7 protein-coding genes are annotated in these 11,802 nt (G+C 44.1%); 6 read left to right on the top strand and 1 reads right to left on the bottom strand.

Annotated elements, in window-relative coordinates; translation table 11 throughout:
• Positions 1-186 precede the first annotated feature (186 nt).
• Positions 187-801, top strand: coding sequence for a PQ-loop repeat-containing protein (locus PNC201_RS17430; RefSeq protein WP_102057758.1), 615 nt, complete (start codon positions 187-189; stop codon positions 799-801).
• Between the two features lie 88 nt (positions 802-889).
• Here the strand turns inward: PNC201_RS17430 and PNC201_RS17425 are convergent, their stop codons facing one another.
• Entirely contained in the window at positions 890-3,394 is a 2,505-nt protein-coding gene (locus tag PNC201_RS17425) for a zinc-dependent metalloprotease (protein ID WP_102057757.1), read from the bottom strand.
• A 263-nt stretch (positions 3,395-3,657) separates the two neighbouring features.
• On the opposite strand from PNC201_RS17425, the gene PNC201_RS17420 reads away from it, so the two are divergent.
• The 5 genes from PNC201_RS17420 to PNC201_RS17400 all read left to right on the top strand — a co-directional run bounded on the left by PNC201_RS17420 (position 3,658) and on the right by PNC201_RS17400 (position 11,797).
• Positions 3,658-4,899 (top strand): efflux RND transporter periplasmic adaptor subunit, encoded by a 1,242-nt coding sequence (locus tag PNC201_RS17420; protein ID WP_102057756.1) that lies wholly within the window; start codon positions 3,658-3,660, stop codon positions 4,897-4,899.
• A gap of 10 nt (positions 4,900-4,909) precedes the next feature.
• Positions 4,910-5,614, top strand: coding sequence for an ABC transporter ATP-binding protein (locus tag PNC201_RS17415; RefSeq protein WP_102057755.1), 705 nt, complete (start codon positions 4,910-4,912; stop codon positions 5,612-5,614).
• A 10-nt stretch (positions 5,615-5,624) separates the two neighbouring features.
• Positions 5,625-8,009: an ABC transporter permease gene (locus PNC201_RS17410; protein ID WP_102057754.1), complete on the top strand. Its 2,385-nt coding sequence runs from the start codon at positions 5,625-5,627 to the stop codon at positions 8,007-8,009.
• A 59-nt stretch (positions 8,010-8,068) separates the two neighbouring features.
• Complete coding sequence (locus PNC201_RS17405) at positions 8,069-10,387, top strand: ABC transporter permease (protein WP_233525189.1); 2,319 nt, start codon at positions 8,069-8,071, stop codon at positions 10,385-10,387.
• A 243-nt stretch (positions 10,388-10,630) separates the two neighbouring features.
• A complete protein-coding gene (locus PNC201_RS17400; RefSeq protein ID WP_102057752.1) occupies positions 10,631-11,797 on the top strand; it encodes an efflux RND transporter periplasmic adaptor subunit in 1,167 nt (388 codons plus the stop codon).
• Positions 11,798-11,802: the final 5 nt, after the last annotated feature.

Below are 11,802 nucleotides of genomic sequence, written 5' to 3'. Positions count from 1 at the left end.
CGGTTGTATTTGAGCCTTGCCAAGGGGTGGGAAATAGATTCTATAGGTTATGTTGTATTTTTATGTTTAGTTCTTAAAATGCGCGCCTTCAAAAATAAAAACCTTAAAAATCATAATTTTACAAAGTGTTTTTAAGGGTTTTACAGCACTTTAACTTAGCAACAATTTAGACATTTGGAGTTGGCATTGAGCGAATATTTACCGATCGTTTCTTCTTTCGTTTTGGTTTTAAGCTTTGTTCCTTTGATTAGGAAGATCCGTAAAAATCGCAGTGTATCAGGTGTCTCACTGTTAATGATGAGTTTTGGTGTTGCACAAAGCTCTTACTTTATTGCCTACAACGTTTTCTTTGAACGTTTTTTTATGGTGTTGCCTTTTGTTGTTACAGGTTCTTTAAGTGCACTTATTTTATATTATTTTATTCGCTACAACGCAAGCTCGAAACAGTGTAATCAATTAGCACTCTTGCTTGCTTTGTCGACGTTGCCATTTGGGCTTTTATTGGCAAAGGACATTGAAGCTGCTGCGTTGCTAAATGCGTTAACTTACTTAGGGCTAGTGATGAGTTCAATTCGAGTTATGCCGCAGACCTATAAAACAATTAAAAGCGGTGATGTCTCTAACTTAAGCGCTAGGTATTTCTCACTGCAGTTTTTAGCCGGAGGAATTGGCTTGGCTGCTGAACTGAGCTTAGGTCATGTTAGCGTAGCTCACGTGTTGATGTTTGTGATGATTTTACTGACTAATGCCGCACAATTAGGCTGTATTCAGTACTATCGCTCTAAACCCGCTTTAGCTTAGTGATATAAACAGACAAAACAAGGGCTAGCAAATTGCTAGCCCTTAACGTTTTCGCTCATTTCACTCGCGTAATACAAAAATTTTCGAGTTACGCTTCTAACGCTTTTGTGATCATACGATCAATATACGCTTTATGTGCCTTAGTTGCCTGATCGGCACCCCAAGCTGTGCTCTTATCCAAAATACTCTGCAGTTGGAATAGTGCAGCGGCTTTTGCCAAATTGTCGTATTTGCTCGCTTTGCTCAATCCTGCAACATTAATTAAGCGAGAAACGTACTCAATTTGTAGGTTCTGGCTTAAGGTAGTTGCATTCTTATCAGCAACGAAAATAGCGGCAGTCAGGTCGTTCATCACCTCGTTTAGGCTGTATTCGTTACCATAGTACGTAGAGTCGCTGATACGTTGTAATACATTCGCGTGTAGTACTTGGTCTAGTACCGACTTTTGCATGCCAAGTACCATCTTATGGACTTTAGGATCTTCGTTCTTACCATAATGGTTAAAGCCACGGCGCTGCGCTTGCATGTAGTTGTAAAGAGGCTGCATATTTTCAAGCACGGTCGGTGCGAAAACCATTTCCTTAAGCGCGGTCATAGCCGCTTTTTGGCGCGCAAGTGGTACTGGTGTAAATGGTTTTGTTTCACCTTCTGTGCCTACTACGCTGCGCTCAACGTATACACCGCCAATTTGGCGTGAAATCACAGTTGCTTGAGCACGGTATTGACCAAACAGCATATTCGCAGAGGTTAATAACTGTTGGTTAGACTGACCTTCAACACGCGCTTTGTCTTTTAGTTCGGTGAATAAATGGTTGACCAGAGTCATGCGGTCAACCCCGTATGTCACCGGATCGGATGATAAGTCGCCAATCATCACGCGAGGATCAATATGACGCCCCGGCGCACGCATATCGTCGGCATCGTTGCCAAAAGCTAAGCCATGTTCGCCAGAACGAGATAAGATCTTTTCAAGGCGCTGTTGCTCTTGGGTGTCATCGTTAAGTGCTGTGCTGTAACCAAATTCTATCGCCCAATCATCATACGGACCTGGTTTGGTTTGGAAGATATCACCTTGGTCAACGCCTAGAGGGGCAATGTTAGCTGGCGCGTAGTCCATCACAGAGCCGGTTACGATACCTTGTGTTTTTGACTTGTCGTGTACTTCTTTAGGACCCCACAAAATAGAAGACTTCATGTTGTGGTTTAGGCCTAAGGTGTGTCCTACTTCATGAAGAACCAACTGTACTAAGCCCTGTCGTAGCATTTCTTTGCGTTCGATGTCAGCACCTGTTGCAAGGCTTGCCGTCATCAATTGACCTTGCATTTCATGTCCAAGCGAACAGTGTAGTGTATCGCTTGATGCCTCTGCACCATGGCTCATTTGACCTTGTGAGTAGAGTGAGTCATACATCCAGCGGTTACGCATAAATACATACTCTAGCATGATGTCGGAACCAAGAATTTGGCCAGTAAGCGGGTTGGCAGTTGCTGGACCATAGCCGCCAAACGGTGGGCGAGGTGAAGAAGTCCAGCGCAGTACATTGTAGTTGATATCACCCGCATCCCAAGTGGCATCGTCAGGTTGTACTTTTACAACAATGGCATTCTTAAAGCCGATTTTCTCAAACGCACTATTCCATCCTAGTACACCATCACGAACCGTGTCACGCCATTCGACTGGTGTGGTGTTTTCAATCCACCACACGATAGGTTCAACAGGTTCAGAAAGCGCCGCGCTTGGATCTTTCTTCACTAAGTTCCAACGCTTAATAACGTCTTTATACGGCGCCCAATCTGGTGAAGTTTGCACGTCAAACTGATTGGTGAAGTAACCGATACGTGCATCATCGTAGCGAGGTTGGTAGTCATTGTCTGGCAGTGCGACAAAACTATGTTGTACTTTTAGCGAGACAAAACGTGAGTCTGTCACTGCATTTGAACCTGCAACTTTTGGGTTTGGGTTACTAAAGACATAATCAACAACGATATCTAAGTTGTTGCTATATGGACGGTGCTTAACGATTCGAGATTTCTTGTCGTCTAATTTGCCAAGGGCAAAGCGCTTGCTTGCGTTCTTGTCATCTGCACGTTTCCAAGGAGATACTTTATGCAGTGACTCACTTAAAAATAGCTTATTTGCTTTGAATAAAATTTTACCGTCTTCAGCTTTTTCAATTTCGATACTGGCGAGTACGGCTTCACTGATGTTGGCATCGCTCGCGTTCGCAATAGCTGAGTTTTCATCAAAGATAAAACGCGGTGTTTTGCTGATAATATCAATGCGGTTAAAGTGTTTTCTAAACTCAATCAGTTTCGTTTCTCGGTAGTTACCTCGAAAATGGCCGACATCGGTAACGCCATCAACAGTATGCGCGAAGTATAAGAACGGAGTATCAAGTTGCATCTCATTGATTTGCATTAGATATTCTCCGCTTTCTTTATCCTGATAAAGCGGAAACAGGCCATCAATACTGGTTTTATTTTCGACTAGTGAAGCGATTGTTTTTTCTTCTTCTTTTTTGTCTTTTTTTGCAAAGCTTGGGGCGCTTGCGAAGGTGAGCGCAAGGGCAATGCTTAATGCCGTTTTCTTCATAATGTTGACTCGAAATTGTAAAAATCTGAGTGTACCCAAAACATCAGAGCCTGTCAGAAACTCAAGGTAAAATGAATGTAACAAAAGATAAATGACATATTGGCAAACAAAGTTAAGATCTCTTTCCAATTCCGAAAAGCTGTGTTCGATTTCGAAATATCAGCCGGTTTTGATATCTGGAATTAAGTTAATTTATTGAAATGGTTATTTATTTTTATTTGGCATGGTTCTCGCTATCAGTCGACAGTCAGTGAGGAGGGGAAATGGATCTAGTCAAACCGGCAAAGCCAAGAAAAACCAAACATTACATCGTTGCTGTCTGTTTAATGGTGGTGATAATTGTTTATTTACTGTGGCAACAATGGGCGTCTCATTCTAGTGTGATACGCGCAGAGATACTGGTGGCGGAAGTGAAACAAGGTCCGCTTACTTTATCAGTAGATAGCTTTGGGGAGTTACGTAGTGCTGAGCAGTTTTTATTAAACGCGCAAAGTTCGGCTATCGTTAAAACTATCCACCATAAAGCGGGCGCAATTGTGCACAAAGGTGAAGCGATCGCCGAGCTTGTGAGCCCAGATCTGGCGTTACAGGTTCAACAAGCCAAACAAGCTCTGCGCCAGTCGCGGACAATAAAAGAACAGCTGCTACTCACTCAACAAAGGGAGCTGTTAAACGAACAAACACAGCTGATGCAAAAACAAGGCGCGCTTAAAACCTTAGTATTGCGCCACCGCGCGGAGCAAAACCTTGCACTACAAGGCATTATTTCCGCGCTGAACTTTGCCCAAACTGAAACCAGTTTGAGTACCTTGCAGCATGAAATTAGCATGCTAGAACAGCAAGCTAAACAGTTGCAAGCACTACATGGCTCGGCGCTTATTCTTGCTAACGAGGAAATCAATATTCGTGAACAAGAACTCAATAACTTACTAGAAAAACAACAACAACTGGAGATTAAAGCCAGCACTTCAGGGATCATTGAGCGCATGCCTCTGGCACTTGGGCAACGAGTCAATGTTGGTGACGAATTAGCATTGATTAGCTCTAACCAGTCGTTGATGGCGGTATTGTCTGTGCCACAATCCCAAGTGCGCTGGGTTGAAACTGGGCAAGACGTGATGGTGAACATGCAGGCCAACAAAGTAAAAGGCAAAGTGCTCCGAGTTGACCCCGTGGTGACAAACAATAGCGTGGAAGTAGAGGTGAGTTTACCAAATACCTTACCGAAGCAGGCGCGAGCGCAGCTGAGTATCTCTGCCAGCATCGCCATTAAGCATCTTGCCAATGCCACCTATGTTCAGCGCCCTGTCAATGCCAAAGACAATCAAACGCAGACCTTATTTGCACTGACTAGTGATGACACCGCAAAGCCGCTAGAAATCACCTTTGGTGCTTCAACGGGGAAATATATTGTTATAGATTCTGGCGTTGAAGCCGGGAAACGATTAATCATTTCTGATCTAGCCTATCTTGCCAGTCTAGATGAGACAATCTTATTAAAGTAGGAATATCAAAATGATAGTGCTTAAAAATATCAATAAAGTGTTCGAAACCGAAGAACTACAAACACATGCACTGAGAAATATTTCACTGGAAATAGCACAAGGCGATTTTATTTCGATCTCTGGCCCATCAGGATGCGGTAAATCTACTTTGCTATCCATCATCGGTTTAATTGACCAAGCAACAAGTGGTAGCTATACGATTGGTGCTCATGATGTGACAACCCTGACGCTTGATCAGGCCGCTGAGCTTCGCAATGAGCATATTGGGTTTGTCTTTCAGGCTTTTAATCTCATTGATGAAATTTCGGTATTCGATAACGTCGCTTTACCCCTAAAGTATCGTCCTGAGAAGTTGAGTAAGGCTGAAGTAAAGCTCCGAGTCGAGTCTTGTTTACAAAAGGTTGGACTGTCGCATCGCGTTCAACATAAGCCAAATCAGTTATCAGGCGGGCAGCAGCAGCGTGTCGCGATTGCTCGTGCTTTGGTGACCGAACCAAGCATTCTACTGGTGGACGAACCGACGGGTAACTTAGATTCGAAAAGTGGCGATCAGGTGATGCAATTAATCGCTGAATTGCATCAGCAAGGCACCACAGTTTGTATGGTGACGCACGATCCACGTTATGCCGATATGGCTCCAAGGCAGGTGAAATTGTTCGATGGTGAGCTGTTAGGCACCGTCGCTTCTGCTCAACCTGTTAGTCAACGAGCATAGAGAGGGCACCATGCAAGTGTTCAACTTAGGCCGTGCAAATATTTATCATGTTAGTGTGGTGACTACGCTGAGCTGTGTATTCGTTGTGATGCTGGTCGCAATGGGGATGTTACATAGCCTGTATTTTTCACCTTTAACATATCCAGATTCAGAACGTATTGTGAAGCTTGAATACCCGATGTTTGATGAAAGTGGTAACGAGAGCAGCGAAGCCTTTAATTACCCATCATTGATGCATTTATACGAGCATAAACCTGCCGCAATGGAGCAGCTGGCGATGGTGCATTATGCTGAGCAATTGCTTACTTCGGATGCCGATGCGCCACAAGTTGAATCAGCTTATGTCTCGCCACAGTGGTTTAGTATTTTTGATATGCCGCTTGTGATGGGGCGGGTTATTACTGAACCTGTAGATGAGAGCAGCCCTGTCGCAGTGTTGAGCTTTCAAGCTTGGCAAAGTCACTTCAATGGTGATCCTGATATTTTAAATAAAACGCTGCGACTGGATGGGCGAGAGTTTACGATTGTCGGAGTTGCTGCAGAGCAGTTTTATGAACCTAACTTAAAAAAGCTGACACACAACACTGCGGTATGGCTACCTTGGCAATACAACCTAACTGCAGACGAAGCTAAACCTTACTGGTGGAACCGATATGCGCTTAACTTGATGGTGGGTAAGCTGGCTACAGGGGTGGAGCATGAACAAGTCAGCCTCTTGCTATCGAACGAAATGAACACACTTTGGCGCAGCAAAGTGAGCGACAGTGAGTATTTTGCGAAGTGGTATATTGGCATTCGCGCGGTGTCGTTGAAATCAATTATGCTCGGTAAGTCTCCCTTATTGTTATTTGGAATGTTTGTGGTATCGCTTGGTTTACTTGGTATCGCGCTATTAAATATCAGTAACTTATACCTTGCAAGACTCAGTCAGATCCAGCGCACGCTGGCAATTCAAGCGGTGGTGGGAGCAAAAATAAGAGATATTGCGCTGATGCAGTGGTTACCGCTGCTAGCACTTTGCTTAGTATCACTCGTGGTTGCAATTGGAGCGTCTTATGTTATCTGCCAGTGGCTACAAAAAGAACTAGTGGGGCTGTTGCCGCAAGCGCAGCTGATAGCGTTAACCTGGCAAAGTATACTTGCACTGGGATTGGTCGCTTTATTGACGAGCTGGTTATTGTTGTTCGCAGGAATGTCTGCAATACGCTTTCGTCACTTAACGCACATGCTAAAACAAAGCGGTAAGGGGAATGCCGTTGTTGTGAGTGCGCGAGTGCAACGGTTCATGGCGGTGAGTCAGTTAAGTATTTCTATTATCTTGCTCTTCTTCTGCTTCAATGTCGGCGTTGCTGCCTTATCTCATCTCAAAAATGCTTATGCGGTAGATCTCAAGAATAAATACGAAGTGACGTTTTATGCCCCTGATACTATGCCAAGAGATGAATACACAGAGGTAATGCGTCAAGCCAGTGAAGTCCTTGCGAATACCGCAGAAGTAATCGCGGTGAGTCGAAGCCGTTCACCGATCGGACAAGGCGTTGGCACTTGGTCATTGCAAGAAGTCGAGACGCTCGAACGCGTGCATCCGGTTGGCCGAGTTGTGGATAGTGGTTATCTTGAGTTTTTTTCTTTGCCGTTACTACAAGGTCAGTTTTTCGATAGTGAAGCGGTGCGCCGCGGTGAGCAGCAGTTAATTATCAATAAAACCTTTGCAGAGCAACTAGGTGGAGAGGAAAAGGCGCTAGGCAAGCGCTTGAGTTTTAACATTACAGACGAAGATGCGGCGTTTGAAATTATTGGTGTCGTTGCTGATTTAGCCGTGCCTGGCGAACCCGTACTGCCCCATGTGTATCGAGCAGTACAAGGAAGTAATACGGTGTTAATTAAGACTCAGCAGCCTGTCACTAAATCCCATTTTGCAGCGCTGCTGATGCAAGTTCATCCAGCATTGAAAATCTTTAGTTTTAAATCACTTACTGCGCAGCGTGAGCAATACCTGTTGACTGATACCTTGGTTACCTATGGAGCACTGTTTATCTTCGCGTTGGCGTTGCTGCTCGTGATTATTGGCCTGTTTGGTGTCTTTCGTTATAGCCAATCACTTAAAGCTTCTTATTACGGTACGAAAATGGTGCTGGGTGCTAAGCATAGCGATCTAACTCAAGAGGATCTTATCACCCACTTTAAGCACATAGGTATTGCGTTAATGATTTCCCTGACCGGGTGTTTATTATTGTCGCCATACTTTCAGCAAACATTTAATGTGGCAGAGTTTTCGATTGCGGCTGTGGGGATAGTGTTAGTGTCGAGCTCGTGTTTGTACTTTTCACTACAACAACTACTGCGCAGGCCACTCAATTCATTAATCAACCCATCTGAATTAGTGAAGGGATAAGCATGACATTATGGCGTAAGCTATTGAGGCGATTGAGGTATAGGCTTAGGCTAAGTCTGATGTTAGTCGTGTTATTGAGCGGCGCTTTCGCCGCTATGATGATGAGTATTGGCTTATCATGGCAAGCTTATCAGTCGCTACCTTATCCGCAAAGCGATAAACTCGTTTGGCTGCAAGGGAATATGTTAGATGAACATGACAAGACGATCATGGAAAATGCTATCTCTACGCCTGTTGCGTGGCAGCTTGCTCAAGATAAGCAATTGTTTGATAAAGCCTCCGCAGTATTGTATAGCCACAGCTTATTACGTGGTTCAGTGGTTGAGTCAAGGATTGAGACAACTTACGTCAGTGATGATTTTTTTTCGCTCTTTAATATTGCTTTAAAAGAAGGGAGGTGGCTTTCCCAAAGTAATGAGCTTGGTACAGCACCTAACGAAGTCGTTGTGACAGAGTGCTTTGTACAGCAATATTTTCCTGATGAAAATATTATAGAACAGAGCATTCAACTTGATGACCGTCGTTATATCGTGGTGGGAGTGGCCGCGTGCGATGAGTCCGAACCGCAGTTATATCAATCTAACCGGATGAGTGAGGTATTTTTGCCATTCACACTTATGATGGGTGACCGTATTACGGGTATGGACCACTTGGCGGTAAGAAGCGACTTATTTCTTGTGGGTCGCATAAAACAAGAAAATGCGCAGCTGCAATTAACGCTTTTGCAGGCACAGTTTCAAACTGCATTTGAGCAAGCTCAATTAGAACAAGGGATATCTGGTCGTGCGACGCTCAGATTTTCGTTGTCACCACTTGCTGATAAATTAAAAGGGCAGCTAAGAACAACGACGCAATGGTTAGCATTTGCAGGCGTTGGGCTGCTTGTCATCACCTTAGTGAATGCATTTTCGCTCTACTTGCTAGACTTTAAAGCCAAACAAAACCAGCTGGCACTGGCGATTGTACTCGGTGCTAAGCGCGGCAATCTACAACTCGAACAGTGGCGTTATATTGCCTTGATTTTTTTGTTTGCGTCATTGCTTGCTATAGGGATAGCGAATGCTGGCGTTTGGCTAATGCAGTTTTGGTCGAAGGAGACCCTAGCCCATGCAGTTTGGCTCAAACTACCTTGGTGGAGCTTTTTATTGGTAGGTGCTTTTGCTCAACTCTGTGCACTGGTGTTTGTAAAACTGGCAATGTCTCAGGTGTCATTTAAGGATATTCGTAGTCAACTAAGTGGCTCAGGGAAGGGGCAGGTCAAACAATTGCCTAAGTCAATGAGTCAAGCCTTACTCGGATTGCAAATCGGTGTGGGCATAGTCACAATGAGTTTTGCATTTTGGCTATTGAGCTATTTTGGCGGGCAGTTGAATACCTCAAGTGGTTTTAACTCAAATAATCTTTATTTTGTTGAGTTACAGCAAAGTAACTACGATCGCAGCTCAGATGCTATTCAAGCAAGATATAATCAAGCGATGATAAACTTGTCGGCGCTTAGACAGCACCCAAGCGTCGAGAGTGCTGCTCTGGCTGGCGTATTACCCCACGAGTTTGTATTTCTGGAGCCGCTAAGCTTAGTTGATGATGGCAGCGACTCAGTCGTCGCTTATTTACAGCTCAGCGGGCCAAATTACTTTATCACCTCAGGCCTAAGGTTTATTGCTGGTGGCGGATTCTCTGAGGATGACCTAGCTATCAATAGTTCAGGGAAAAAAGTGGTGCTCAATCAGCTTTTAGCACAGCGCCTTGGCGTAACAGCAGCAGATATCGGCATGACCATCTACGACAGAAATCAGCGCCCCGTTACCCTTGTGGGTATTGTCGAAAATACCTTTAGCCATACGTCTCAAGCACAAGCCTTAGCTTATCTACCTTTTAATTTTATTAGTGGAAATATTCTGGTGCGAGCCAAAGCAGGAGAGAAATTAGACTTGCATACGGTTACCGCCTTGTACAAACAACAAAACCCAAGCCAATCTATTTTAAAGCTCGTCGATATCAAATCGCGGATGCAGCAACTCAATAAAACAGCCATGCTGAGCTTTTTAGCTGGGCTGGTGATCGCACTGATGATGTTAATACAGGTAGTGGCAGGTATGTATGGTTTGCTCGGCTACCTCGCCATATTGAGTACGCCAGTCTTCTATATCAAGCGTTTAGTCGGTGCTAAGGTACGTGATGTTCTTATTGAGCAGTGTTGGAGTCGGGCTTCTCTCGTGTTAGTCGCAGTTGTTATTGCAGTTTTCTTGTCTTTAGTCGTGGCGAGTATGTTTGGTATTTTGAGTCCACTGCTTGGGATCTATCTGTTGTTCGCTATCGTATTGGTAGGCAGTATAGTTCTAGTGCTTGAGCTTCATCATGTCACTAAGCAGATCTAGGGTGAAAAATGTGACAAAAAGCCGAAAAAACTGTTATATAAATCACAAAAATCGTACTTAAAAAGGTCTTTTTAAATCAATGGTTTTAGTACTTAATTGTTTGAAATAACTTTATAATTTTTGCTGTTTTTCGATAGTTATAAAAAGTTGTTCTAAAGGTGTAACAGATTCTTACAAATGTCACATCCGAGAACGCGCTAAACTTGGTACTATACGGTCAGGAAATTATCAATAGGTACTGTCATGCAAGCTAAAACTTTAAAATGGATTCTACCCTTTACCGTGCTTATAGTGGGTGTTGTCGGATTTATGTTCGTCAATGCCGTTGCTAAGAGTGAACCTGAGAAGCAAGAAGTCGATTCTCGTCCTGTTGTTGAAGTTGAAACACTCGCTGCGCAAGATCACCAAGTTGTGATCCAAAGCTATGGCGAAGTAAAACCGCTAGAAAGTACACAACTTTCTATTCAAGTATCGGGCGAAGTTGAATACTGGCACCCTAACTTTGTTGAAGGCGGTGTGGTACAAAAAGGCGAAGTGTTACTGCGTATTGAGCAAGATAACTACGAAGCCGCGTTACTACAAGCAGAAGCAGAACTTGCCAGAGCTCAGGCGCAGCTTATCGAAGAGCAAGCACAAGCTGATGTAGCTGCTGATGAAGCAAGAAGATTTCCAAATAAAAAGCATACCGACCTATTTTTACGTAAACCGCAGGTCATGAGTGCCAAAGCCTCTGTAAAATCGGCAAAAGCTGCACTGCAGCGTGCAAAGCGAGACCTAGAAAACTGCGAAGTTATCGCGCCTTATAACGCACTAGTGGTGAAAAAAGACGTTGGTCTTGGCCAGTTCGTTTCTATGGGGAGTTCAGTTGGTACGGTCAATAACATCGAAACGGCGGAAGTGGTTATTCCTATCGCGGGTTTTGATTCTGTGTTCTTACCTGAGCGAGTGTCAGGGCTTGCCGCTACGGTTTATCAGCGTGGTGTGAATGCCTTCACTCGTGAAGCTGAGATTGATAGAGATTTAGGTACTGTTGACCAACAAACGCGTATGAACAACCTGGTGGTACGTATCAATGACCCGTATGGTCTCACAACGCGCCAGCCAGCGATAAAATATGGCACGTATGTACAAGTTAGCTTTGCGGGTAAAACATTAAAACAAATCTATCGTCTACCACAAGATATCGTGAATAATCAGTCGGTTTGGTTACTTAATCAAGATAACCAGCTTGAGCCACGAAAAGTGCAAGTTATCCGCGAAGAGGGTGAGTTCTTCTTAATCGGCGATGGCATCACAAGTCGCGATAAAGTGGTCATGACACCACCTGAATATCCACAAAAAGGCATGGAAGTTAAAGTTGCTGGCACGGACTCCTCATCAAAGCCTAGTAGTCAGCCGGAAAAGCTGTAACAGCA

This window comes from Pseudoalteromonas sp. NC201, from assembly GCF_002850255.1.
Taxonomy (GTDB): Bacteria; Pseudomonadota; Gammaproteobacteria; order Enterobacterales; family Alteromonadaceae; genus Pseudoalteromonas.
Note: the sequence above shows the minus strand (reverse complement) of the source record. Positions and strands in the feature narration are given on the sequence as shown.